At 74.0% G+C, this 24,681-nt stretch carries 23 protein-coding genes; 19 read left to right on the top strand and 4 right to left on the bottom strand.

Annotation, left to right across the window (positions count from 1 at the left end; translation table 11 throughout):
• The gene (locus tag FE251_RS14515) at positions 1-1,407 is read right to left on the bottom strand and encodes an APC family permease (RefSeq protein WP_230976450.1); all 1,407 of its coding nucleotides are present in this window, start codon (positions 1,405-1,407) and stop codon (positions 1-3) included.
• A gap of 220 nt (positions 1,408-1,627) precedes the next feature.
• On the opposite strand from FE251_RS14515, the gene FE251_RS14510 reads away from it, so the two are divergent.
• From FE251_RS14510 to FE251_RS15670, 10 genes are all read left to right on the top strand, one after another.
• The gene (locus FE251_RS14510; RefSeq protein WP_139949124.1) at positions 1,628-2,548 is read left to right on the top strand and encodes an ABC transporter ATP-binding protein; all 921 of its coding nucleotides are present in this window, start codon (positions 1,628-1,630) and stop codon (positions 2,546-2,548) included.
• Positions 2,545-3,366, top strand: coding sequence for a hypothetical protein (locus FE251_RS14505; RefSeq protein ID WP_139949123.1), 822 nt, complete (start codon positions 2,545-2,547; stop codon positions 3,364-3,366). Before FE251_RS14510 ends, FE251_RS14505 begins: the two co-directional genes overlap by 4 nt.
• Positions 3,359-4,189, top strand: a complete 831-nt coding sequence (locus FE251_RS14500) for a hypothetical protein (RefSeq protein WP_139949122.1) — start codon at positions 3,359-3,361, stop codon at positions 4,187-4,189. The genes FE251_RS14505 and FE251_RS14500 overlap by 8 nt, the downstream gene beginning before the upstream one ends.
• Positions 4,190-4,234: 45 nt before the next feature.
• Entirely contained in the window at positions 4,235-5,629 is a 1,395-nt protein-coding gene (locus FE251_RS14495) for a histidine kinase (RefSeq protein ID WP_139949121.1), read from the top strand.
• Entirely contained in the window at positions 5,626-6,288 is a 663-nt protein-coding gene (locus FE251_RS14490; RefSeq protein ID WP_139949120.1) for a response regulator, read from the top strand. The genes FE251_RS14495 and FE251_RS14490 overlap by 4 nt, the downstream gene beginning before the upstream one ends.
• 155 nt (positions 6,289-6,443) lie before the next feature.
• Positions 6,444-8,300 (top strand): molecular chaperone DnaK, encoded by a 1,857-nt coding sequence (gene dnaK / locus FE251_RS14485; RefSeq protein ID WP_139072405.1) that lies wholly within the window; start codon positions 6,444-6,446, stop codon positions 8,298-8,300.
• The gene (locus FE251_RS14480) at positions 8,297-8,926 is read left to right on the top strand and encodes a nucleotide exchange factor GrpE (protein WP_179954764.1); all 630 of its coding nucleotides are present in this window, start codon (positions 8,297-8,299) and stop codon (positions 8,924-8,926) included. Before dnaK ends, FE251_RS14480 begins: the two co-directional genes overlap by 4 nt.
• 78 nt (positions 8,927-9,004) lie before the next feature.
• Positions 9,005-9,997, top strand: coding sequence for a DnaJ C-terminal domain-containing protein (locus FE251_RS14475; protein ID WP_139949119.1), 993 nt, complete (start codon positions 9,005-9,007; stop codon positions 9,995-9,997).
• Between the two features lie 18 nt (positions 9,998-10,015).
• Positions 10,016-10,417 (top strand): heat shock protein transcriptional repressor HspR, encoded by a 402-nt coding sequence (locus FE251_RS14470; protein WP_139072408.1) that lies wholly within the window; start codon positions 10,016-10,018, stop codon positions 10,415-10,417.
• 55 nt (positions 10,418-10,472) lie between these two features.
• Positions 10,473-11,327, top strand: a complete 855-nt coding sequence (locus FE251_RS15670) for a hypothetical protein (RefSeq protein WP_176554700.1) — start codon at positions 10,473-10,475, stop codon at positions 11,325-11,327.
• Between the two features lie 3 nt (positions 11,328-11,330).
• Here FE251_RS15670 and FE251_RS14460 read toward each other — a convergent pair whose 3' ends face one another.
• On the bottom strand, positions 11,331-13,412 hold the full coding sequence (locus FE251_RS14460) for a prolyl oligopeptidase family serine peptidase (RefSeq protein ID WP_139949118.1): 2,082 nt from the start codon (positions 13,410-13,412) through the stop codon (positions 11,331-11,333).
• 60 nt (positions 13,413-13,472) lie between these two features.
• Positions 13,473-13,646, bottom strand: coding sequence for an antitoxin (locus tag FE251_RS14455; protein WP_139949117.1), 174 nt, complete (start codon positions 13,644-13,646; stop codon positions 13,473-13,475).
• Positions 13,647-13,787: 141 nt separating this feature from the next.
• Between FE251_RS14455 and FE251_RS14450 the strand changes: the two genes are divergently transcribed.
• The 6 genes from FE251_RS14450 (at position 13,788) to FE251_RS15665 (ending at position 21,888) form a co-directional block, all read left to right on the top strand.
• A complete protein-coding gene (locus tag FE251_RS14450) occupies positions 13,788-14,468 on the top strand; it encodes an acetoacetate decarboxylase family protein (RefSeq protein WP_139949116.1) in 681 nt (226 codons plus the stop codon).
• A complete protein-coding gene (locus FE251_RS14445; protein ID WP_168202752.1) occupies positions 14,465-15,277 on the top strand; it encodes an SDR family NAD(P)-dependent oxidoreductase in 813 nt (270 codons plus the stop codon). Before FE251_RS14450 ends, FE251_RS14445 begins: the two co-directional genes overlap by 4 nt.
• 9 nt (positions 15,278-15,286) lie before the next feature.
• Positions 15,287-16,714 carry an amidase gene (locus FE251_RS14440; protein WP_139949114.1) on the top strand — a complete coding sequence of 476 codons (1,428 nt, stop codon included), beginning with the start codon at positions 15,287-15,289 and terminating at the stop codon, positions 16,712-16,714.
• Positions 16,715-16,803: 89 nt separating this feature from the next.
• Positions 16,804-19,434, top strand: a complete 2,631-nt coding sequence (clpB, locus tag FE251_RS14435; RefSeq protein ID WP_139949113.1) for an ATP-dependent chaperone ClpB — start codon at positions 16,804-16,806, stop codon at positions 19,432-19,434.
• Between the two features lie 112 nt (positions 19,435-19,546).
• The gene (locus tag FE251_RS14430; protein ID WP_139949112.1) at positions 19,547-20,353 is read left to right on the top strand and encodes a serine hydrolase domain-containing protein; all 807 of its coding nucleotides are present in this window, start codon (positions 19,547-19,549) and stop codon (positions 20,351-20,353) included.
• A 26-nt stretch (positions 20,354-20,379) separates the two neighbouring features.
• Positions 20,380-21,888, top strand: a complete 1,509-nt coding sequence (locus FE251_RS15665) for a patatin-like phospholipase family protein (RefSeq protein WP_179954763.1) — start codon at positions 20,380-20,382, stop codon at positions 21,886-21,888.
• 10 nt (positions 21,889-21,898) lie between these two features.
• On the opposite strand, the gene FE251_RS14420 is transcribed toward FE251_RS15665, so the two are convergent.
• Positions 21,899-22,681 (bottom strand): exodeoxyribonuclease III, encoded by a 783-nt coding sequence (locus FE251_RS14420; RefSeq protein WP_139949111.1) that lies wholly within the window; start codon positions 22,679-22,681, stop codon positions 21,899-21,901.
• A gap of 44 nt (positions 22,682-22,725) precedes the next feature.
• Here FE251_RS14420 and pyrE point away from each other — a divergent pair, with 44 nt between their 5' ends.
• Genes pyrE through FE251_RS14405 form a run of 3 tightly spaced genes read left to right on the top strand, consistent with a single transcriptional unit; the run spans position 22,726 to position 24,670 of the window.
• Positions 22,726-23,307 (top strand): orotate phosphoribosyltransferase, encoded by a 582-nt coding sequence (pyrE, locus tag FE251_RS14415; protein WP_139949110.1) that lies wholly within the window; start codon positions 22,726-22,728, stop codon positions 23,305-23,307.
• Between the two features lie 47 nt (positions 23,308-23,354).
• A complete protein-coding gene (locus FE251_RS14410) occupies positions 23,355-23,993 on the top strand; it encodes a LemA family protein (RefSeq protein WP_139072448.1) in 639 nt (212 codons plus the stop codon).
• The gene (locus FE251_RS14405; RefSeq protein ID WP_139072418.1) at positions 23,990-24,670 is read left to right on the top strand and encodes an RNA methyltransferase; all 681 of its coding nucleotides are present in this window, start codon (positions 23,990-23,992) and stop codon (positions 24,668-24,670) included. The genes FE251_RS14410 and FE251_RS14405 overlap by 4 nt, the downstream gene beginning before the upstream one ends.
• Positions 24,671-24,681 lie beyond the last annotated feature (11 nt).

Raw genomic sequence — 24,681 nt, 5'->3', positions numbered from 1 at the left:
TTACCGCACGGGGGCGTCCGCCTCGCCGGGCTCGAGCGGTGCGCGGCCGCGGCGGTAGAACACCCAGGTGAGGACCCACAGGACGAGCCCGATGGCGATGAGCCCGCCGGCGATCTGGTACTCGATGGGGTCCTGGGCCCACGGGCCGACGAGGAAGGCGCAGGTGAGCGCCCCGATGTAGGGCAGCACCGCCGGGGCCCGGAAGTGCTCCCGGTCCACCGGGTGGCGGCGCAGCACGATCGTCGCGACGTTGACGACGGCGAAGACGGCCAGGAGGAGCAGCGCGGTGGTGCCGCCGAGCGCGGTGACCGTCTCCTCCCCGGCCACCTGGGTGACCCCCCAGATGAGCCCGAAGGCGAGGAGGGTGGTGAAGAGGATCGCCACCCACGGGCAGCGGCGTCCCGGCAGCACCTTGCCGAGCAGCGGCGGCACGACCTCGTGCTTGGCCATCCCGTAGACGAGGCGGCTCGCCATCATCATGTTGATGAGGGCCGTGTTCGCCACCGCGAACATCGACAGGAACGGGTAGATCGTGTCGACGGGAGCGTCGGGCGCGCCGCGCCGGACCACCTCGAGGAGCGGGGTCTGGCTCGCCGCGAGCTCGCCGACCGGGACGACGGCGACGGCGGTGACCGACACGAGCACGTAGACAACCGCGGTGACGCTGAGCCCGGTGAGCATGACCCGCGGGAACGTGCGGACGGGGTCCTTCGTCTCCTCGGCCATGTTGACCGAGTCCTCGAAGCCGACCATCGAGAAGAAGGCGAGCGCCGTCGCGGAGGTGAGGGCGAGGAAGACGCTCTTGTCCCCGCTCGTCTCGAAGACCACCGTCCGGCCGAAGTCGACGTCGCCCTGGGACATGGCCCAGAACCCGACGGCGATGACGATGAGCAGGCCGGTGAGCTCGACCAGGGTGAGGACGACGTTGAAGACGAGCGACTCGGAGACTCCGCGGAGGTTGACGAGCGCGAGCAGGAGCATGAAGCCGAGCGCGACGAGCGTGACGCCGCCCTGGCCCCACTCCAGGCCGAAGCCCTCGATGAAGTTCTCCCCGAGGAACTTGGCCGCTGTGGAGGCGGAGGTGAGCCCCGAGCTGAGCACCGCGAACGTCACGAGGAAGGTGACGACGTGGACGCCGAAGGCCTTGTGCGTGTAGAGCGCCGCCCCGGCGGCCTGGGGGTACTTCGTCACGAGCTCGAGGTAGGAGAACGCGGTCACCGTCGCGACGGCGAAGGCGAGGAGGATCGGTGCCCACCCCGCGCCGCCGACCTCGGCGGCCACCTGGCCGGTGAGGGCGTAGACGCCGGTGCCGAGGATGTCGCCGACGATGAAGAGGAGGAGCAGCTTGGGGCCCATGGCCCGCTTGAGCTCCGGCTGCGCCTGAGCAGTCTGCGGTGTCGCGCTCATCTCGTCCCCCTCCGACGGCCTGTGCGGGAAGAGTCGACCTCACCAGCCCCATCCGCAACCGGAAGCGGGTCCACCCCCGGGACCACCCGGCCCGGCCGTCTCCTTCCCGGGGAGGAGACGGCTCCCGCCCCGATCTCGTCGCCGCGGACGATCTGCTCCTCGCGCGCCGCTCCTAGCGTCGAGGTGTCGCCGGCGCCGCCGGTGGGACTGGAGGAGAGACATGATCGAGGTGACCCACCTGACGAAGCGCTACCGCGCGACGACGGCGGTGGACGACCTGACGTTCACCGCGGCGCCCGGGACCGTCACCGGTTTCCTCGGGCCGAACGGCGCCGGGAAGTCGACGACGATCCGCGCCGTCGTCGGCCTGGAGCGGCCGACGTCCGGCTCCGCGCGGGTGAACGGGCAGAGCTACGCCGACCTGCGCGCCCCGCTGCAGGAGGTCGGCACGATGCTCGACGGGCGCAACGCGCACCCCGGGCGGACGGCGCTCGGCCACCTCCTGGGGCTGGCGCGCAGCCACGGCATCGCCCGGGCGCGGGTGGACCAGGTGGTCGAGCTCGCCGGCCTCGGGTCGGTCGTCCGGCGCCGGGTCGGGACGTTCTCCCTCGGCATGGGGCAGCGGCTCGGCATCGCCGCGGCCCTGCTCGGGGACCCGCCCACCCTCGTCCTGGACGAGCCGGTCAACGGGCTCGACCCGGACGGGGTGCGGTGGATCCGGCACCTGCTGCGGGCGCTGGCCGCCGAGGGGCGCACCGTGCTCCTGTCCTCCCACCTCATGAGCGAGCTGGCGGAGACCGCGAGCCGGGTCGTCGTCATCGGCCGGGGCCGGCTGCTCGCGGACGAGGACCTGCGCTCGCTCGTCGCCGCCACCGCCCGGGCGGGCGTCGTGCGGGCTCGCGCGTCCGACCCCGCCCCGCTGGCCCGCGCCCTCGAACGGGGCGGCGCCACGGTCACCATGCCCGAGTCGGACCTCATCGAGGTGACCGGCGCCGACGCCGGGTCCGTGGGTGCGCTCGCCGCCCAGCTCGGGCTCACCCTGCACGAGCTGTCCACCGTCTCGGGCACGCTCGAGGAGGCCTACCTCGGCCTCACGGCCGATGCCGTGGAGTACCGGACCGGGACGGAGACAGCGCGATGAGCGCCGGGCTCACGCTGCCCCCCGCCGTCGGCCTGCCGGCCCGCCGCGGCACCACCCTCGGCCGGGTCGTGGCCGCGGAGTGGTCCAAGGCCTGGGGGCTGCGCTCGACCCGCTGGGTGGTCGCCGTCATGGTGCTCCTCCCCGCCGCGCTCGCCTGGCTCGGGGGCAACGACCCGCTCGTCGGACCGGACGGGTACGGCAGCGTGGCCTACTACGTCACGAGCACGCTCATCGTCACCCAGTTCCCGATGCTGCTCCTCGGCGTGCTGCTCGGCAGCGGAGAGTTCTCCAGCCGCAGCGCCGGTCCGACGTTCCTCGCCGTCCCGTCGCGGACGCTCGTGCTCGTCGCCAAGGCGCTCGTGACGACGGCGGTGGCCGCCCTCACCGCGACGCTCACCCTCGGCCTCGCGGCCGGTGCGACGCTGCTGAGCGACCTCGGGCCCGGGCTGTCGACCGCCCTCACCCCAGAGACCACCCGGATGTGGGTGGGGTCGGCGGCCTACCTCGTCGCCGCGACCGTGTTCTGCTTCGGCCTGGGCATGCTCCTGCGCCGGAGCACGACCGCGGTTCTCGTCGCCTTCGTCGTCTTCGTCCTCGGCATCGCGGCGGTCGTCGTGCCGGACGCGCTCCAGCCCGTCCTCGCCGCGCTGCCCGGACACGCCGCGACCCTCGTCCCCGCGACCGACGGGTTCCTCGAGCTGCTGCGGGACCTGGGGCAGCTTCCGGTGGGCGCGTGGACGAGCGTCGCCGTCACCGGAGGGTGGGCACTGATCGTGCTCGCCGTGGCAGCGGTCAGGCTGCGGGGCCGCGATGTCTGAGCACTCGGTCGCGCCTGCCGTGCTGCCCGTCGGCCTGCCCGACCGGCCCGGGGTCACTCCCGTCCGCGTCCTGCGTGCCGAGCTGGGCAAGGCCTTGGCACTGCGGTCGACCGGGTGGGCAGCCGTCGTCGCCGTCGCCGTCAACGCCGCGATAGCGACCTTCGTCGCCTACCAGGCCCGCTACGAGCTGGACTCCCAGCCGCCCAGCATGCTCGGCATGCTCACCCTCGCGCTGGTGGCCACCCAGCTCCCCGTGCTCGTCCTCGGGGTGCTCGTCAGCGCCGCGGAGTACCCCAGTGGCGCGGCGCGCTCGACGTTCCTCGCGGTCCCGCGCCGTCTGCCCGTGCTCGCCGCCCAGGTGCTCACCGTCGCCGTCGCCGCCGTGCTCACGGCGGCCGCGGCGCTCGCCGTGACGTCCCTGGCGCTGCTGCCGTTCCGGGCCGAGCTCTCCCTCGCGCTCGACCTCTCCGACCCGCAGACCCGGCGCGTGCTCGGCGGGTTCGTCCTCTACCTCGTGGCGGTGGCGGTGCTCGGGGTCGCACTCGGCACCGTCGCACGCGGTCCGGCCGCCGGGCTGGTCGCCGGCGTGGGTCTGGTGTTCCTCCTGGAGCAGGTGGTCCCCTTCCTCGGGGCGCCGTGGCTGCTGGCCACCCTGCCCGGCTGGGCGGGGCGGCTCGCCATGGAGTCCGACGCCGGAGCCGCGGAGCGGGCCGCTCAGGCAGGCGTCGGACTCACCCCCTGGCTCGGGCTCGGGGTGACGGCGGCATGGGTCGGCGCGCTCCTCCTCACCGCCGCGGTGAGGCTGCGGCGCAGCGGTGTCTGAGCCGTCCGCGGGAGGGGGCAGATCGTGACCTGGCAGACTCGGGGGGTGAGTCCCGACCGGCCGAGGGCGTCCGCATGGCCCGCGAGCGCTCGTGGACGTCTCCGGAGCGGGATCGAGCGGGCACGGCAGACCCTCGCCGAGCGGCCCGACCTCGCGGACAGGCTCGTGTGGCGGGGCTACCTCGCGGTGGCGCTGGTGACGGCGGCGACGTACCTGCTGCCGAGCGTCATCTGGTACACCTACCCGCCGGGCTCGCGCAGCGCGCTGGGCGTCGTCGGGATCACGGCGGTCACGGGCGTGCTGGGGGCGCTGGCGCTCCGGGGCAGACGTCGTCACCCGGTCCGGACGGTCGTGGTGACCGCGCTGCTCGCGGTGCTCACCATCGCGGTCACCGGCGCGCCGGGCGCGACCGTGCTCGGCACCGCCCTGGCCGTCCATGCGCTCGCCGCCACCTGGCCGCCGGTGCGGACCTGGCCGGCCGTCCTCGGCTCGATCCTCGCGGTGGGCGCGTCGATGCTCGCCTGGCTCAGCCTGGACGTGTGGGACGTCGTCCTCGGTCTGTCCAGGCTCCCCGAGGGCCCGCCGGACCACCCACCCGGCGCGAGGTCGCCGGAGGAGTGGAGCGGGCTCGGCCGAGCCCTGCTCGCGGGCATCGACTCCCGTGTCTTCGAGGCCACCTTCTCCGCCCTCCTCCTGCTCACCGCCGTCGTGGCCGGGCTGAGCGTGCGGAGCAGGCGTCAGCGCGACTTCGCCGCGCAGGCCCAGGCGCAGGCCCGGGTGCGCGAGCACCGGCAGGACCTCCTCATGGCGCGCACCGCCGAACGCACCACGGTCGCCCGCGAGGTCCACGACGTCGTCGCGCACAGCATCTCGGTCATGGTGGCGCTCGCCGACGGCGCCGCCGCCGTCGCGCCGCGGTCCCCCGAACAGGCACGGGAGGCGATGCGCGAGGTCTCGGCCACCGGCCGGAGCGCGCTGGCCGACATGAAGCGGGTACTGGCGGCGCTGCACGAGACCGCCCCCGACCCGCGCGAGGAGACGGCGGACCTCGTGGCCATGGTCGACCGGTTCCGCGCGGCCGGCCTGCCGGTCGCCGCCACCGGCCTCGACGTCGACCTCCCCGGGCCGGTCGCGCTCGCGGTGCGGCGGATCGTCGGTGAGGCCCTGACAAACGTCCTGCGGCACGCCCCGGCGGCTCGGCGGGTCGAGCTCGAGGTCGTCCGCACCCCAGACGCCGTGACGATCGAGGTGCTCGACGACGGGCCGCACGCAGGGTCGTCCGCAGCGTCCACGCACGGGAGCGGTCGGGGCCTGGTCGGGATCCGGGAGCGGGCGGCGGTCCTCGGCGGCACCTGCCACGCCGGGCCCCGGCCGGAGCGCGGCTGGCGCGTCGCCGTCGCGCTGCCGGTCGAGGGAGCACGAGGACGGGAGCCGCGATGACGACGATCCTGCTGGCCGATGACCAGGCACTGCTGCGCCGGGGATTTCGCATGGTGCTCGAGACCGAGCCGGACCTCCGGGTCGTGGGGGAGGCCGCCGACGGCCGGGTCGCCCTCCAGCAGGTCGCCTCCCTCGCCCCCGACGTCGTGCTCATGGACGTCCGGATGCCGGGGGGCGACGGCATCGAGGCGACCCGGCGCATCGTCGCCGCGCACCCCGCCACCCGCGTGCTCGTGCTCACCACGTTCGACCTGGACGAGTACGCCTTCGGCGCGCTGCAGGCGGGGGCCAGCGGGTTCCTCCTCAAGAACGCCGAGCCCGCGGAGCTCATCCGGGCCGTCCGTGCCGTCGCCGCGGGCGACGCCGTCGTCGAGCCGCGGGTCACCCAGCTGCTCCTCGGGCTCGTCGCCGACCGCCTCCACGCGCGGGGCCGTGCGGAGGAGAAGGACCCGCGGCTCGCGGACCTCACGCCGCGCGAGACCGAGGTCCTCCGGCTCGTTGCCGCCGGGATGACCAACGGCGAGATCGCCGCCGAGCTCCACCTCTCCACGACGACCGTCAAGACCCACGTGGGCAACCTGCTCGCCAAGCTCGGGCTTCGCGACCGGGTGCAGCTGGTGATCCTCGCCTACGAGAGCGGTCTCGTGCCACGCCGCTGAGGCCCGGGAATGAAACCGCACCGGACGGGGTTGAGCCACATAGACTCAACTTGACCCCGTTCGATTTGGACAACTCGCCGAGCGGGCGCAGACTTGAGTGAGGACGACTCAAGGGCGGGAGAGACCCCCGCCCACGGACTGGAGGAGTAACCCACATGGCACGAGCGGTCGGAATCGACCTGGGCACCACGAACTCGGTGGTCGCCGTTCTCGAGGGTGGCGAGCCCACCGTCATCGCGAACGCCGAGGGAGCGCGCACGACGCCCTCGGTGGTCGCCTTCAGCAAGTCCGGCGAGGTTCTCGTCGGCGAGGTCGCCAAGCGGCAGGCCGTGACCAACGTCGACCGGACCATCACGTCGGTCAAGCGTCACATGGGCACGGACTGGTCCCAGCAGATCGACGACAAGAGCTACACCGCGCAGGAGATCTCCGCGCGCGTGCTCGGCAAGCTCAAGCGTGACGCCGAGGAGTACCTCGGTGAGCAGGTCACCGACGCCGTCATCACGGTGCCGGCGTACTTCAACGACGCCGAGCGCCAGGCCACCAAGGACGCCGGCCAGATCGCCGGCCTCAACGTCCTGCGCATCGTCAACGAGCCCACCGCCGCAGCCCTCGCCTACGGCCTGGAGCGCGGCAAGGAGGACGAGCTCATCCTCGTCTTCGACCTCGGTGGCGGCACGTTCGACGTCTCCCTGCTGGAGATCGGCAAGGACGAGGACGACTTCTCCACCATCCAGGTGCGCGCCACCAACGGCGACAACCGCCTCGGCGGCGACGACTGGGACCAGCGGATCGTCGACTGGCTCGTCACCCAGGTGAAGAACAAGGACGGCGTCGACCTGTCCAAGGACAAGATCGCCCTCCAGCGTCTGCGTGAGGCCGCCGAGCAGGCCAAGAAGGAGCTGTCCTCGGCGCTCAACACCAACATCTCGCTGCAGTACCTCTCGATGAGCGAGAACGGCCCCATCCACCTCGACGAGAAGCTCTCCCGGGCGCAGTTCGAGGAGATGACCAAGGACCTCCTCGACCGGACCAAGGCCCCGTTCCAGGCCGTCATCAGCGACGCCGGGATCAAGGTCTCCGACATCGACCACGTCGTGCTCGTCGGTGGCTCCACCCGCATGCCCGCCGTCACCGAGCTGGTCAAGCAGCTCACCGGCGGCAAGGAGCCCAACAAGGGCGTCAACCCGGACGAGGTCGTCGCCGTCGGCGCCGCCCTCCAGGCCGGCGTCATCCAGGGTGACCGCAAGGACGTCCTGCTCATCGACGTCACGCCGCTGTCCCTCGGCATCGAGACCAAGGGCGGGGTGATGACCAAGCTCATCGAGCGCAACACGGCCATCCCGACCAAGCGCTCGGAGGTGTTCTCCACCGCCGAGGACAACCAGCCGAGCGTGCTCATCCAGGTGTTCCAGGGTGAGCGCGAGTTCGCCCGCGACAACAAGCCGCTGGGCACCTTCGAGCTCACCGGCATCGCGCCGGCGCCCCGCGGCATGCCGCAGATCGAGGTCACCTTCGACATCGACGCCAACGGCATCGTCCACGTGTCCGCCAAGGACCGGGGCACGGGCAAGGAGCAGTCGATGACCATCACCGGTGGCTCGGCCCTGCCGAAGGACGAGATCGACCGCATGGTCAAGGAGGCCGAGGCGCACGCCGAGGAGGACCGCAAGCGTCGCGAGGAGGCCGAGACCCGCAACACCGCCGAGCAGCTCGTCTACTCCACGGAGAAGCTGCTCACGGACAACGCGGACAAGCTCCCCGAGGACGTCTCCAGCGAGGTCCGCACCGCCGTCGACGACCTGAAGAAGGCGCTCGAGGGCGAGGACATCGCCGAGGTCAGCGCCAAGCAGCAGGCCCTCACCACCGCGGCGCAGAAGATCGGTGAGGCGCTGTACGCCAACCAGGAGCAGAGCGCGCCCCAGGGCACGCCCGGCACCGAGCAGTCGGCCGGTGGCGCCGACGACGACGTCGTCGACGCCGAGATCGTGGACGAGGACGAGAACAGGTGACGGCCGAGAACCCCGCCGGCGCCGAAGGCGCCTACGACAAGCCCGTCGTCCGTGACCGGCGCCGCATCGACCCGGAGACCGGCAAGGTGCGCGAGGTGACCCCCGAGGAGGAGGCCGCCGAGACCGCCGCGGAGGCGGCGCCCGAGGAGGGCGCCGCGCCCGTGGCCGACGGTGCCCTCGCCGCCGCGAAGGCCGAGGCCGCCGATCTCAGCGACCAGCTCGCCCGGCGCAACGCCGACCTGTACAACCTCCAGCAGGAGTACAACGGGTACGTGCGCCGCTCGAAGGCCGCGGCCGGCGAGCAGCGGACCGGTGGTCAGGTGGAGGTCGTCGAGTCGCTGCTCGGCGTGCTCGACGAGATCGACCTCGCCCGCCAGCACGGTGACCTCACCGGGCCGGTCGGCGCGATCGCCGAGAAGCTCGAGGACACGCTGACCCAGCGGTTCGCGCTCGCGCGGTTCGGTGCGCCGGGGGAGGAGTTCGACCCCGAGCTCCACGACGCCCTCATGGCCACGACCGACCCGGAGGCGACGTCGACGACGATCGCCCAGGTCATGCAGCCCGGCTACCGCATGGGCGAGAAGGTGCTGCGGGCGGCCCGCGTCGCGGTGACCAGCCCTGAGTGACGGCAGCAGGCCGGCCGCGCCCCACCGGGCGCGGTCGGCCTCCGCCGCGAGAGACGACAGGACGGAGGTGAGACGTCAGTGACCGGTCAGGACTGGCTCGAGAAGGACTTCTACAAGACCCTCGGCGTCCCGAAGGACGCCGACGACACGGCGATCAAGAAGGCGTACCGCAAGCTCGCGCGCGACCTCCACCCGGACCGCAACCCCGGCGACGACGCCGCGGAGAGCCGGTTCAAGGACGTCGGCGAGGCGTACTCCGTGCTCTCGGACCCCGAGCAGCGCAAGCAGTACGACGCGCTGCGCGCCATGGCCGGCGGCGGTGCCCGCTTCTCGGCCGGCAGCGGTGGTCCCGCCGGCGGCACGGCCGGCTTCGAGGACCTCTTCAACGGGATGTTCTCCGGCGGCGGAGGCCGCACCCGCTTCTCGACCGGGGGTGCCGGTGGGGCGGGCGGCTTCGAGGACATCCTCCAGGACATGTTCGGCGGCGCCGCCGGTGGCGGCTTCGGTTCCCGCCGTGGCACCCAGCGTGGCGGGGACATCGCCACGAGCGCCTCGCTGCCCTTCCGCAGCGCCGTCGAGGGTGCGAAGGTCCAGCTGACGACCAGCGGCCGCTCGATGACCGTGCGGATCCCCCCGGGCGTCAAGGACGGGCAGAAGATCCGGCTGCGCGGCAAGGGGCAGCCCGGCCGCGGCGGTGGCGAGCCCGGCGACATGGTCGTCACCGTCCACGTCGAGCCCCACCCGGTCTTCGCCATGGACGGGCACAACCTGCGCATCACCGTGCCGGTGACGTTCGCCGAGGCCGCGCTCGGTGCGACGATCGAGGTGCCGACCGTGTCCGGTGAGACCGTCAAGGTCAAGGTCCCGGCGGGGACGCCGTCGGGGCGTACGCTGCGCGTCAAGGGCCGCGGTGTGCACACCCCCAAGGACACCGGCGACCTCCTCGTCACCGTCCAGGTCGCCGTCCCCAGCCACCTGCCCGCGGACGCGCGGAAGGCCGTCGAGGCCTTCGCCGCCGCGACCGAGGGCGAGGACCCGCGCGCCGACCTCAGGGCACGCGCGGCACGCTGACCGACGAGAGGAGATGAGATGCCCACCGACGACGAGCCCCTCTACGTCATCTCGGTGGCCGCCGAGCTCTCCGGCATGCACCCCCAGACCCTGCGCCAGTACGACCGCCTGGGGATCGTCACCCCGCAGCGCGCCCGCGGGCGGGGACGGCGCTACTCCCACCGCGACATCGAGGCGCTGCGCCAGGTCCAGCAGCTCTCCCAGGACGAGGGCATCAACCTCGCCGGGATCCGGCGGATCATCGAGCTCGAGCGCGAGCTCACCCGGGCCCGCGCCGAGCTGCAGCGGCTCCGCAACGTCGCCCGGGCGCGCGTCTTCGCCGCGGACGCCTCGGGGCAGGTGAGCGAGATCGCTCCCGGCCGCCGTCCCCGCCGGACCGGGGGCGCCCTGGTCCTCTGGCGCCCCGAGCACCTCAACTGACCCACTGGCATGCTGGTGGCGTGCGCCACCGCGCACCCTGCGAGGAGGAGCCGACATGAGCACGAGCGACGGTGGGGCCGAGGAGCCCCGTTACGGACGCCGACGTCCGGAGGGTGAGAACCCGGGGGAGGGCACACCGCCGGTGTACGGGCAGCCCGGCGGCTGGGAGCAGCAGGGTGGGACCGGGCAGCCCGGTCCCTACGGCCAGCCCGGCTCGTACAACCAGCCCGGTTCCTACGGCCAGCACTCCGGGGGCTACGGGCAGCAGCCCGGCGGGCCCGGTGACTACGGCCGACCGGGCGCTGCGGCGCCCTACGGCGCGCCCGCACCCTACGGCGCTCCCGGCGGCTACGGCCCGACGGGTCAGCGCCCCAGGCGCACCGGGCCGATCCTCATGATCGTCATCGCCGCCCTCGTCATGATCGCCGCGCCGATCGTCGGCTTCGTGGCAGCCCTCGGGTCCGCCGGCGACGCCATCGGCGGTCTGGACAACGCGGCGGCGATCACGAACGGCGGGTCCGCCCAGCTCCCCGCCGGCACCGAGCGCGTCGTCTACTTCCAGGACTCCGACATCGACGGCGCCGACGTCACCTGTGTGGTCACCGACCCGGGCGGCCAGGAGGTCGCGACCAGCCCGTTCACCTTCGGTGTCGAGGGCGCCGACACCGGCGGCGTCAGCTTCACCACCGGGGACGGCGGCGCCTACACGGTGGAGTGCGAGCTGCCCGCAGGCGCGGGGAACCAGCTCCTCGTCGCCCCGCCGCTGGACGTCTCCACGCTCGCGGCAGCCGGCGTCGCCTTCCTCGTCGGGCTCGCCGTCTCCTTCGTCGCGTTCGTCCTGCTCATCATCGGCATCGTGTGGCTCGTGCGGGTGAACCGGCGCGCACGCACCGGTCCCTACCCGTACTGAGCCTCAGTCCCCGAGGCGCTGCCAGAGGAACTCGTAGGCGAGCGCGCTCATGAAGGCCGCCTGCGCGTTCGTCGCCGCGCCGCCGTGCCCGCCCTCGATGTTCTCGTAGTACGTCACGTCCTTCCCGGCCCCGGCCATGAGCGCCATCATCTTGCGCGCGTGGCCGGGGTGGACGCGGTCGTCACGGGTCGAGGTCGTGAAGAGCACCGGCGGGTGCTCGTCGGCCGGGTCGAAGCGGTGGTAGGCCGAGAACGTGCGGATGAACTCCCACTGCTCGGGGTCGTCCGGGTCCCCGTACTCCGCCATCCACGACGCGCCCGCGAGCAGGTGGCTGTAGCGCTTCATGTCGAGCAGCGGCACCTGGCAGACGATCGCCCCGAACAGCTCGGGGTAGCCGGTGATCATGTTGCCCATGAGCAGGCCGCCGTTGGAGCCGCCCTGCGCACCGAGGTGCGCGACGTCGGTGACCCCACGCGCGAACAGGTCGCGCGCCACTGCCGCGAAGTCCTCGTAGGCGCGGTGGCGCTTCTCCTTGAGGGCCGCCTGGTGCCAGCGCGGCCCGTACTCCCCGCCGCCGCGGATGTTGGCGACGACGTACGCCCCGCCCCGGGCGAGCCACGCCCGGCCGATCGCCCCCGAGTAGGCGGGCAGGCGCGGGATCTCGAACCCGCCGTACCCGGACAGCAGCGTGGGCAGCGGCCGGACGTCCTCGTTGTCCGCGGCAGGCACGGGGGAGACCTGGAAGTACGGGACCCGGGTGCCGTCGTCGGACGTCGCGAAGTGCTGCTCGACGTGCAGGCCCTCGGTGTCGAAGAAGGCGGGCAGCGCCTTGAGCGGCTCGAGGCCGACGACGGCGCCGGACTCGTCGAGGTCGAGGCGCGCGAGCGTCGTCGGGGTGAGGAAGCCGCTCACCGTGAGCCACAGCGCGTCCGACTCGTCCGGGTCGATCGCGCCGGCGGAGACGGTCGCCAGCCGCGGGGCGTGCCAGCCGGTGGCCGACGTCGCGAGGTCGAGCGGGCGGCGCTCCCACGGCCCGTCGCCCGCCGGCGGGGTGAGGACCTCGAGCCGGTTCGTCACGTCGTCCAGGACGTTGAGCACGAGGTGGTGGCGCGTCCAGGTCCCGCCGATCAGCGCCGTCGTCGGCGTGGGGGCGTGGAGGACCTCGAAGTCCCGGCTGCCGGCGCGGAAGTCCGCGAGCCGGATCGCCACGAGACCGCCGCCCGGGAGGGTGCGTCCGCCGACCTCCCAGTCCTCCCGCAGCTCGACGGTGAGCCACTCCCGGTGGATCGCCGGCTCCGCGGAGCGCGGGACGTCGACCCGGGTGAGCTCGCCGTCCTCCAGCAGGTAGAGGTCGGAGTCGTAGAAGGCGCGGGCGCGCCACACGAAGTCGCGCTCGAAGCCCGGGGTGAAGTCGTGCGCGGCGCCGATCGACATGTCGGTGTGCTCGCCCGCGAAGACCTCGGGCGCCTCGGCGAGGGCGGTGCCGCGCACCCAGCGGCGCACCGTGCGGGGGTAGCCCGAGGACGTCATCGACCCCTCGCCGACGTCGGTGTAGGCGTAGACGACGTCACCGGAGCTGTCGGCCCACTGGAGGGCGCCCTTGGACTCCTCGCGGGTGAAGCCGTCCTCGACGAACGTCTTCGTCACGAGGTCGAACTCGCGGGTGACGTCGGCGTCCGCGCCACCCCGGGACAGCGCGACGAGCGCCCGGTCCAGGGACGGGCGCAGGACGTGCGCCCCGTGCCACACCCAGCCCACGCCCTCCTCACGCGCGAGGGCGTCGACGTCGAGGAGGACCTCCCACTCCGGGTCGTCGGTGCGGTAGGACTCCCACGTCGTGCGCCGCCACAGGCCGCGCTCGTGCTCCGCGTCGGTCCAGAAGTTGTAGAGGTGCTCCCCGCGCTGGACGACCCCCGGGATCTTCTCGGTGGAGTCGAGGACCTCGAGGATCTCCTCGCGCATCTCGGTGAAGCGCTCGGTCTCCAGGGCGCTGACCGCGCGCTCGTTGTGCCCGCGCACCCAGTCGAGGGCGGTGTCCCCCTCGACGTCCTCGAGCCAGGCGTGGGGGTCGGTGGAAGTCGTCATGGGGCCATCCCATCACGCGCGCGGACGGCCGGCCCGCACCCGGGCCGGCCGTCCTGCCGTTCACTCGTTGCCGAGCTTCTCGTCCCCGGTCTCGCGGGCCTGGTCGACCTTGTCCGCGTGCTTGGAGCCGGTCTTCTCCCCGGCGGCGTCGGCGGCCTTGTCCAGGCCGGTGTCGGTGGCCTGCTCCGCCTTGTCGCCGCCCATGAGGTCCTTCGCCTTGTCACCGATCCCCATGTCGGTGCCCCCTCTCTCGTGCGCCCCTGTGTGCGTCGCGGGTCGCGGCGCGTCCCTCGACGGTGCGCCCGGCGCAGCCGGTGCGCAAGGGGAGGGACACCGGTCCCGGCGCCCGGGCCGGTGACCTGCGAGGATGGCGGCATGGCCGACGACGCCACCTACCCGCCCGAGCCGTGGCACCTGCGGGGCCGCCTCCTCGTCTCGGTGCTGCTCGTCCCCGCGGCGCAGGTCCCGCGGCTCGACGACGCGTTGCCGCCGGGGCACCGGCCGGTGCTGCTCGGGGGGCGGGTCCTGCTCGGGGTGGCGCTCGCCGAGTACGGGCCGGGCGGTGAGGTCGTCTACGACGAGCTGCTCACCGCCGTGCTCACCCGGCCTCACGGCTCGCTGCGCGCCCACGTGACCATCCCGCGCATCTGGGTGAGCACCGGGCCCGCCCTCGCCGGCGGGCGGGAGCTGTGGGCCATCCCCAAGGAGCTGTGCGCCGTCGAGCGGCACGCCACGGCCTCGGCCGTCCACGCCGACGTCACCGCCGAGGGGGAGCCGGTCGCCCGGCTCACGGCGCGGCTCGGGCCCCGCCTGCTGCCCGGCCGCCTTCCCCTGCCGCTGACGACGGCCCAGCGCGGCCTCACCGGCCGTGGCGCGATCGTCTCCGCCAACCGGGTGACCGCCGAGGTCCGCACGCTGCGGGCACGGTGGCACTTCGCCCCCGGCGGTGCCCTCGCCCACCTCGCCGGGCGGCGGCCGCTGGCCTCGGTGGCGCTCACCGGCGCCGACATCGTCTTCGGCTGCCACGTGTGCCGCGAGCAGGAGGTGGCCCCGTGACCCGGCCCGTCGCCGTCGTCACCGGCGGTGCTCGCGGCATCGGGCGGGCCATCGCCGCCGAGCTGCTCGCCCGCGGCCTGCGCGTCGTCCTCGCCGACCTCGACGGCGCCGAGGCCACGGCCCGCGAGCTCGGGGCCGTGGGGCGCCACCTGGACGTCACCGACCGCCGCGCCGTCGAGGCGCTCGTCGCGGACGTCGAGGAGAGCCTCGGCCCGATCGCGGTGTGGGTGAACAACGCCGGGGTGATGCCGACGGGGGCGTTCCTCGACCAGCAGCCGGACGTCGACGACCTCGTCCTCGACGTCGACTACCGCGCCGTCGTCCACGCCACCCGCGCGGTGGTGCCGCGGATGGTCCGGCGCGGACGCGGCGCCGTCGTCCAGGTGGCGAGCGCGACCGGCGCCAAGCCGATGGCCGGGCTGGCGGTCTACTCCGGCACCAAGGCCGCGGTCGTCGCCTTCTCCGAGGCGCTGCGCCGCGAGCTGCGCGGCACCGGGGTCGACGTCCTCGTCGTCCTGCCCTACCTCGCCGCCACGCCCATGGGTGCCGGGATCCGCTCCCAGCGCGGCTTCCGCCCCGTCACCGCCGAGGAGGTCGCGGTGACGACGGTGCGCGCCCTGGAGCGCCGCCGGGCCGAGGTCTACGTGCCCCGCTGGCTCGGGCCGGCCGCCCACCTGTTCCGCGAGCTGCCCCTCGCGGTCCGGGGCGTCCTGGACGACGCGCTCGCCAGCGACCGGATCGGGCTCGGGGGCGATCCCGACCAGCGGCGGCGCTACCTGCGCCAGGTCCGGCGCAACGCCCACCGCTAGCCTCGGGTGATGAGCGACATCCACGAGCTCGACGCCCTCGGCCTCGCCGCCGCCGTCCGCGCCGGGGACGTCAGCCCCGACGAGGTCGCCCGGCACACGCTCGAGCGGGCCGAGCGGCTCGGCCCCGCCGTCGGCGCGTTCGCCCACCTCACCCCCGACCTCGCGCTCGAGCAGGCGGCCCTGGCCGGTCGGCGGCTGCGCGAGGGCGGGGCGCTGCCGCCGTTCCTCGGCGTCCCCGTGCCGGTCAAGGACCTCACCATGGTCGCCGGGCAGCCCTTCGAGGCCGGCAGCGCCGCGCTGCGCGGCACCATCGCCCCCGCCGACGACGGCGTGACGATCCGCCTGCGTGAGGCCGGCACCCTCATGGTCGGCAAGACGACGACGCCCGAGCTCGGCCTGCCGGCGTACACCGAGCCCGACGTCGCCCCTGCCGCCCGCACGCCCTGGGACCCGCGCCGCAGCGCGGGCGGCTCCTCCGGCGGGGCGGCCGCCGCCGTCGCCGCCGGGATCGTGCCCGCCGCCCACGGCAGCGACGGCGGCGGGTCCATCCGCATACCCGCGGCCGCGTGCGGGCTCGTCGGCCTCAAGGCGACCCGCGGGCGGGTCTCGAAGGGGCCGCTGGGCGTCGACGGCGCGGGACTGACCGTCGACGGCGTGCTCACCCGCACCGTGCGCGACACCGCCGCGTTCCTCGACGTCCTCTCCCGGCCGTGGCCCGGGGACCACTACCTCCTGCCCGGTCCGCGCGAGACCTTCCTCGCCGCGTGCGACCGCCCTCCCCGGCGGCTGCGCGTCGGGGTGCTCACCCAGCCGATCAACGTCCACGACGCGACCGTCCACCCCGGCGCCCTCGCCGCCGTCGACCGTGCCGTCGGCCTGCTGGAAGGGCTGGGCCACGAGCTCACCGGGGCCGCGGTGCCGTTCAGCCCGGAGGACTGGGAGTCCTTCAACCCGCTGTGGGCGGTCGGCGCGCTGTCCGTGCCGCTGCCGCCGGAGGCCGAGGAGCTCCTCGTCCCCCTCACCCGCTGGATGCGTGAGCGGGGCCGGCGCTACTCCGGGGTCGACTACGCGCGCGCCGTCGCCGCGGTCCAGGGCCTGGCGCGCTCGGCCGCCACCGCGTGGGCCGGGCTCGACGTCGTCCTCACCCCCGCGCTGGCCACCCCGCCGCCGATCGTCGGGACGATGCGCGACGACGCCGACCCCGCCGCCGACTTCGAGGCGCAGAAGGCGTTCACCCCGTGGACGAGCCCCTGGAACATGATCGGGGCCCCGGCGATCACCGTGCCGCTGCACCGCGAGGAGGTCGACGGGCGCGTCCTGCCGTTCGGCGTCCAGCTCGGTGCGACGCGGCTCGGGCAGGAGGAGCTGCTCCTCGGTCTGGCCGCCGCCCTCGAGGAGGCCGACCCCTGGCCGACGGGTCCGGTGGCCGTCGGCTGAGGGCCTGCCGGGCTGACTTGAGTGGAATAGACTCAACTCTGCGGTGTTGCACTCGGCAGACGTTCCACACCTGAACCCGGAGGCTCTGAATGGACAAGCTGACGACCAAGTCGCAGGAGGCGATCGCCGCGGCCATCCGCGCGGCGTCGACCGCCGGAAACCCGCAGCTCGAGCCCGTCCACGTGCTCGTCGCGCTGCTCGAGCAGCCCGGCGGGGTGGCCCCTGCCCTGCTCGACGCCGTCGGCGCGAACCGGGCCGCCGCGATCGAGCGCGCGCAGGCGGCGGTCGCCGCCCTGCCCGGCGCCAGCGGCTCCTCCGTCGCCCAGCCGTCGACGTCCCGGGCGATGATGACCGTCATCACCCAGGCCGGCGAGGAGGCCGCCGCGCTCGGCGACGAGTACGTCTCCACCGAGCACCTGCTCATCGCCATCTCCAAGAGCGAGAGCACCGCGGGCCAGATCCTGCGCGACCTCGGCGCCGACCGCGACGCGCTGCTCTCCGCGCTGCCCACCGTCCGCGGCTCCGGCAAGGTCACCAGCCAGGACCCGGAGGGCACCTACAACGCCCTGGAGAAGTACGGGCAGGACCTCACCGAGGCCGCCCGCGAGGGCCGCCTGGACCCCGTCATCGGCCGCGACGCCGAGATCCGCCGCGTCGTCCAGGTGCTCTCCCGCCGGACGAAGAACAACCCCGTGCTCATCGGGGAGCCCGGCGTCGGCAAGACCGCCGTCGTCGAGGGGCTCGCCCAGCGCATCGTCGACGGCGACGTCCCGGAGTCGCTGCGCGGCAAGCGCCTCATCTCCCTCGACCTCGGCTCGATGGTCGCCGGTGCCAAGTACCGTGGGGAGTTCGAGGAGCGGCTCAAGGCCGTCCTGCAGGAGATCAAGGACTCCGACGGCGAGGTCGTCACCTTCATCGACGAGCTCCACACCGTCGTCGGTGCCGGGGCCTCCGAGGGCTCCATGGACGCCGGCAACATGCTCAAGCCCATGCTCGCCCGCGGCGAGCTGCGCATGGTCGGCGCGACCACCCTCGACGAGTACCGCGAGCACATCGAGAAGGACCCGGCCCTCGAGCGCCGCTTCCAGCAGGTGTTCGTCGGCGAGCCGTCCGTCGAGGACACCATCGCGATCCTGCGCGGCATCGCGCCGAAGTACGAGGCCCACCACCAGGTGACGATCTCCGACGGCGCGCTCGTCGCCGCCGCGACGCTCTCCGACCGGTACATCAGCGGCCGCCAGCTCCCGGACAAGGCCATCGACCTCATCGACGAGTCCGCCTCCCGGCTGCGGATGGAGCTCGACTCCTCCCCGGAGGAGATCGACGTGCTCCGTCGCGCCGTCGAGCGGCTGAAGATGGAGGAGTCCTACCTCGTCGAGTCCTCCGACGCCGACGACCCCTCGGCCCAGGACCGTCTCGAGCGGCTGCGTGCCGAGCTCGCCGACCGCACCGAGGAGCTCTCCGCCCTCACCGCCCGGTGGGAGGCCGAGAAGGCGAGCCACAACCGCGTCGGTGACCTCAAGGCGCGGCTCGACACGCTGCGCATCGAGGCCGACCGCGCCCAGCGCGAGGGCGACCTCGAGAGCGCCTCGCGTCTCCTGTACGGCGAGATCCCCGCCGTCGAGCGGGAGATCCGCGACGCTGAGGCCGCCGAGGCGGCCGGGTCCGGGTCCGCCGGGGCCCCGATGATCGCCGACCGCGTCTCCGCGGACGAGGTCGCCGAGGTCGTCGCGTCGTGGACCGGCATCCCCGTCGGGCGGCTGCTCGAGGGGGAGACCGACAAGCTCCTGCGCATGGAGGACGTCCTCGGGGAGCGGCTCATCGGCCAGCAGCGCGCCGTCCAGGCGGTCTCCGACGCCGTCCGGCGCTCGCGCGCCGGCCTGTCCGACCCCGACCGGCCCACCGGCTCCTTCCTCTTCCTCGGCCCCACCGGCGTGGGCAAGACCGAGCTGGCGAAGGCGCTCGCGGACTTCCTCTTCGACGACGAGCGCGCCATCGTGCGCATCGACATGAGCGAGTACTCCGAGAAGCACTCGGTCTCCCGGCTCGTCGGCGCCCCTCCCGGCTACGTCGGTTACGAGGAGGGTGGCCAGCTCACCGAGGCGGTGCGCCGCCGGCCCTACTCCGTCGTCCTGCTCGACGAGGTCGAGAAGGCCCACCCCGAAGTGTTCGACATCCTCCTCCAGGTGCTCGACGACGGCCGGCTCACCGACGGCCAGGGGCGCACGGTCGACTTCCGCAACGTCATCCTCGTCCTCACCTCCAACCTCGGCTCGCAGTTCCTCGTCGACCAGGCGATGCCGGAGGAGGAGAAGCGTGAGGCCGTGATGGCGACGGTGCGCGCCTCGTTCAAGCCGGAGTTCCTCAACCGGCTCGACGACATCGTCCTCTTCGACGCGCTCACGCTCGAGGAGCTGAGCTCGATCGTCGAGCTGCAGGTCGGGCGGCTGCGCTCGCGGCTCGCCGACCGGCGCATCGTCCTGGACGTCACACCGGCGGCCGCCGAGTGGCTCGCCTTCGAGGGCTACGACCCGGCGTACGGCGCCCGTCCGCTGCGCCGCCTCGTCCAGCGCGAGATCGGCGACCAGCTCGCCCGGCTCATGCTCAGCGGCGAGGTCACCGACGGCGCGACCGTGACGGTGGACCGGCGCGACGAGGGCGGCCTCGTCCTCCTCGCCCAGCCCGCCCCCGTCGCCCCCAGCGCCACCACCCCCGCCTGACCCCCGCCCCACCCCCGCCCCGCCCGACCCCCTTCCCGCCGAGCGCTGGATCGTGCACCGGTGACCGGCGCTCGCGGGTGGAGGGGGCGGGGGAGGTGGCACCCTGGTGCCCATGAGTGCCTTCGAGCAGGTCGCGCTGCCCACCGTCCCCCACGCCGTCGTCGTCACCGAGGCGGACGGGACGCGCCTGGCGCGCGGGGCGCGCGCGCAGTCCTTCCCGTGGGCCTCGGTGACCAAGCTGCTCACGGCGACGGCGACCCTCGTCGCCGTCTCCCGGCACCTCGTCGACCTCGACGAGCCCGCGGGCCCCGAGGGCTCGACGGTGCGCCACCTCCTCGCCCACGCCTCGGGCGTGGGGATGGACTCCCCGGAGCCGCTGAGCGCGCCGGGCCGACGCCGGATCTACAGCAACGCCGGCTTCGAGATCCTCGCGCGGCACGTCGCCGAGGCCACCGGCACCGACTTCGCCGACTGGCTCGAGCAGACCGTGCTCGTCCCGCTCGGGCTGAGCAGCGTCGTGCTCGAGGGCTCGCCCGCCCACGGCGCGCGCGGCAACGCCGAGGACCTCGCCGCCTTCGCCCGCGAGCTGCTCGACCCGCAGGTGCTCCCGCCCGGCGTGCTCGCCGAGGCCACCACCGTCCAGTTCCCCGGGCTCACCGGTGTCCTGCCCGGGTTCGGCCGGCAGGACCCCAACGACTGGGGCCTGGGCTTCGAGATCCGCGGCGGGAAGACGCCGCACTGGACGGGCACCCGCAACAGCCCCGCCACCTTCGGCCACTTCGGCCAGTCCGGCAGCTTCCTGTGGGTGGACCCGCAGGTCCACCTCGCCGCGGTCTACCTCGGGGCCGAGCCCTTCGGGCCGTGGGCGGCCGACCTGTGGCCCCGACTGTCGGACGCCGCGCTGTCCGACCTGCGCTGAGCGCGTGCGTGGGTAGCCTCGTCCCCATGGCCGACGCACCGGTGACCGGCCTCGTCCTCAGCGGGGGCGGGGCGCGGACGAGCTTCCAGATCGGCGCGCTGCGCTACCTCTACGACGAGGTCGGCATCGCGCCGACGGTCATCACCGGCACGTCGGCGGGCGCGATCCTCGCCGCCGTCCTCTCCCAGTCCGCCGACCCTGCCGGGCAGCGCCGCTCCCTCGGCCAGCTCGAGCGGCTGCTGCGCGAGACGATGACGTCCTCGGAGATGTTCGCCGAGCAGCCCTGGTTCACCCGGCTGCGCGAGCGCGGACCGACGTGGATGGAGGCCCTCGAGCGGCGCAGGCGACGCCAGGGCGCCCTCGGGCGCTCGTTCCAGCGGGTCGCCGACTTGCGCCACGACATCTCGACCGCCGCCGAGCGCGTCGCCCGCCGCGAGGTCGACGGCGACCTCCCCGTCGAGCAGCGGGTGCCCGCGCCGGGCACCGCCGTCGCGGACGCCGCGGCCGCCACCGCGCCGTCCACCCGGCTGCAGCCCGACGACGCCGGCGAGGCGAGCCGTGCGGCGGCACGCCTGCTCGACTCCATCGAGCTCGTACGCGCCGTGGGTCAGGCGAGCGCCGACATCGAGGCGATCATCGAGGGTGCCCGGCGGGAGCGCTCGATGTACCGCCCCGGCCCGCTCGTCGACCGCATCCTCGACCCCGAGGTCTTCCGCGCCTCGGCGGTCGCGGCCTCCGGCGTCACGGTGCGCGTGGCCGTCGTGGGCCTGGAGAGCGGGGAGCTGCGCTACGTCACCGAGGACGGCGTGCTCGTCGACCGCAGCGACCAGCCGCTCCCGGACGAGGAGACGGTCGACATCGTCCAGGCGGTGCGCGCCTCGTGCGCCATCCCCACCGTCTTCCCGCCGGTGCGGCTCGGGCGGGAGAACTACGTCGACGGCGGCGTGCGCGAGTCCCTGCCGGCCGAGATCGCCCTCGGCCCGCTCGGCGTCGAGCGCTGCTACGCCGTCGTCGCCGGGCCCCCCGGCGTCACGCGCGCGGAGTCCTTCGACCACAAGGACATGCTCTCCATCGTCGTGCGGACGACCACCCAGATCATGACCGACGAGGTCCAGCGGGACGAGGTCGGCCGGGCCAGGGAGGCCGGCGCCGTCGTCGTCGAGCCGGAGTTCGACGTCCACGACACCCTGACGATCGAGCCCGGACTCATCGCGATCGCCATCGACTACGGCTACCTGCGTGCCGCCGAGGCGCACCTGGGTGCCTCCGCCGAGGAGAGGGCCGTCACCCGCGAGGCCGTCCTCCTGCGCCGCCGCACCTGGACGGCCGAGCAGCAGCTCTTCGCCGACGAGCTCATGGGCGACGAGCAGCGGCTCCAGCACGTCGCGCACATCGCCGGCATGAAGTTCGAGCTGCGCGACCTCGTCGCGCGGATCCCCGTCGAGCGACTGCCGGAGGGGGCGCAGGACTGGTGGCGCGGCTGGGAGGGGCACGCCGGCCCCGTCGCCCTCGAGCCGACGTGGGCCCAGGGCTGAGCCGCGGCCCTCAGTCGATGTCGATGACGACGGGCGCGTGGTCGCTCGCGCCCTTGCCCTTGCGCTCGTCACGGTCGACGTGGGCGCCGGTGACGCGGGCCGCCAGCGCCGGGGAGGTGAGGGCGAGGTCGATGCGCATGCCCTCGTTGCGGGGGAAGCGCAGCTGCTTGTAGTCCCAGTAGGTGTAGGCGCCGGGCGTGAAGCGCCGGGTGACCTCGGTGAGACCGGCGTCTCGCAGGGCCGCGAGCGCCTCACGCTCCGGTTGCGAGACGTGGGTGGCGCCGGCGAACGCCGCGACGTCCCACACGTCCTCGTCCAGCGGCGCGATGTTCCAGTCGCCGACGAGCGCGACTGCTCCGGCAGGGTCGGCCGCCTGCCAGCCGAGCGCCGCCGTGCGCAGCGCCGCGAGCCAGTCGAGCTTGTACCTGTAGTGCGGGTCGTCCAGCGCCCGCCCGTTGGGCACGTACAGGCTCCACACCCGCACGCCGCCGACCGTCGCCCCGATGGCCCGCGCCTCGGCCGCCGCCGGCTCACCCCACGTCGGCATCCCGTCGAAGCCCGCCTCGACGTCCTCCAGCGGCAGGCGGGAGGCGATCGCCACCCCGTTCCACTGGCTCAGCCCGTGGTGGACCACCTCGTACCCCGCGGCGTGGAACGCGAGGTGGGGGAACTGGTCGTCACGGCACTTGGTCTCCTGCATCGCCAGGACGTCGGTGCCCGAGCGCTCGAGGAAGGCGACCACCCGGTCGACGCGGGCACGGACGGAGTTGACGTTCCAGGTGGCCAGGCGCATGAACGCGAGGCTACCCGGAGCCGGGCGCCCGGTAGCCTGCAGCCGTGACCACCCCGAACGACTCCCTGCGCAGCCGCCTCGCCCAGTACGTCCGCGACCTCGCCGTCGTCCACGGCGAGGTGACGCTCGCGAGCGGGCGCACCTCCGACCACTACGTCGACATGCGGCGGGTGACCCTCCACCACGCGGCGGCGCCCCTCGTCGGGCACGTCGTGCTCGACCTCCTCGAGGAGCACGGCCTGGGCCCGGACGAGGTCGACGCCGTCGGCGGGCTCACCATGGGCGCCGACCCGGTCGCCGCCGCGGTCCTCCACGCCGCCGCCTCCCGGGGCCTGGAGGTCGACGCCTTCGTCGTGCGCAAGGAGGCCAAGGCGCACGGCTTGCAGCGGCGCGTCGAGGGCCCGGACGTGGCCGGCCGCCGCGTCGTCGCCGTCGAGGACACCTCGACGACGGGTGGCAGCCTCCTCACCGCCATCGAGGCGCTGCGCGAGGCGGGGGCCGAGGTCGTCGGCGCGGCCGTCGTCGTCGACCGGGACACCGGTGCCCGGGAGCGCATCGAGGAGGCCGGGGTGCGCTACCTCGCCGCACTCGGCGTCGCCGACCTCGGGCTCGCGCCACGCGACTGAGTCCGGCGGCCACGCCCAGCCCGGTGTGCCAGGCTTGGACGGTGGAGATGCTCGTCGCGCTCGTCGTCCTGGCCGTCCTCGTCGCCGCCCTCATCTGGGCGGTCTCGACGTACAACGACCTCGTCCGGCTGCGGAACCTCGTCCAGGAGGCGTGGCGGCAGATCGACGTCGAGCTCCACCGGCGCCACGCGCTCGTCCCCACCCTCGTCGCCGCCGTCGAGGGGCAGGACACCGGGCACGACGACGTCTTCGCCGAGGTGACCCGCGCGCGGGACGCCGCGGCGGGTGGCGGGAGGGGCCCGGCGCAGCAGGCCGAGATGGAGAGCGCCCTCAGCGGCGCGCTGAGCCGCCTTTTCACCGTCGCGCAGAGCCACCCCGAGCTGCGCGCCTCGGAGCGCTTCACCGACCTCGAGGTCGAGCTCACCACGATCGAGGACCGGATCGGCGCCGGCCGGCGGTTCTACAACGCCAACGTCCGCGAGCTCGACCGGAGGATCGACACCTTCCCCTCCGCGCTCGTCGCCCGCGTCTTCTCCTTCCGGCGCGCGGAGTACTTCGAGGCCAACGACCCCGCCGTGCGCGCCGTGCCCTCCGTGCACTTCCAGGGCGAGCCGCCCTCGGCCCCCAGCTCCGAGGAGAGTGCGTCGCTCCTCGACGAGCAGCGCGAGCCCCGCCGCGACGCGTGAGCGACGGCACCCCCAGCGGCGAGACCACCGACGTCGGGGTCGGGCCCTGGCCCGGCGGCCCGGACGCCTGGCCCGACGACCCGCGCCTGGACCCCGAGCTGCTCGCGGCCGGAGACCGGCGCAACGTCGTCGACCGCTACCGCTACTGGCGCCTCGAGGCGATCGTCGCCGACCTCGACACCCGGCGCCACCCCCTCCACGTCGCCATCGAGAACCTCGGCCACGACTTCAACATCGGCTCGGTCGTCCGCACCGCGAACGCCTTCGGGGTCGCCGCGGTCCACATCGTCGGACGGCGCCGGTGGAACCGGCGCGGGGCGATGGTCACCGACCGCTACCAGCACCTGTACCACCACCCCGACGTCGCCGACCTCCTCGCGTGGGCGCGCAGCGAGGACCTGCCGCTCATCGGCATCGACAACGTGCCCGGCTCGCGGCCCCTCGAGCACCGTCCGCTGCCCGAGCGGGCGGTCCTCCTGTTCGGCGAGGAGTCCGGTGGCCTGTCGCCCGCGGCCCGTGCCGCGTGCCAGGAGATCCTCCACATCACCCAGTACGGGTCGACCCGCTCGATGAACGTCGGCGCGGCCGCGGCGGTGGCGATGTACGCGTGGGCGCTGCAGCATGTCCCTGAGACCGGACGTCCCGCCCCTCGCGAGAACGGACGTGACACAATCTAAGGGTTCACTGC

Origin of the sequence: Georgenia wutianyii (genome assembly GCF_006349365.1) — a bacterium.
GTDB classification, from domain to species: Bacteria; Actinomycetota; Actinomycetes; order Actinomycetales; family Actinomycetaceae; genus Oceanitalea; species Oceanitalea wutianyii.
This window is presented reverse-complemented; position numbering and strand designations above follow the sequence as displayed.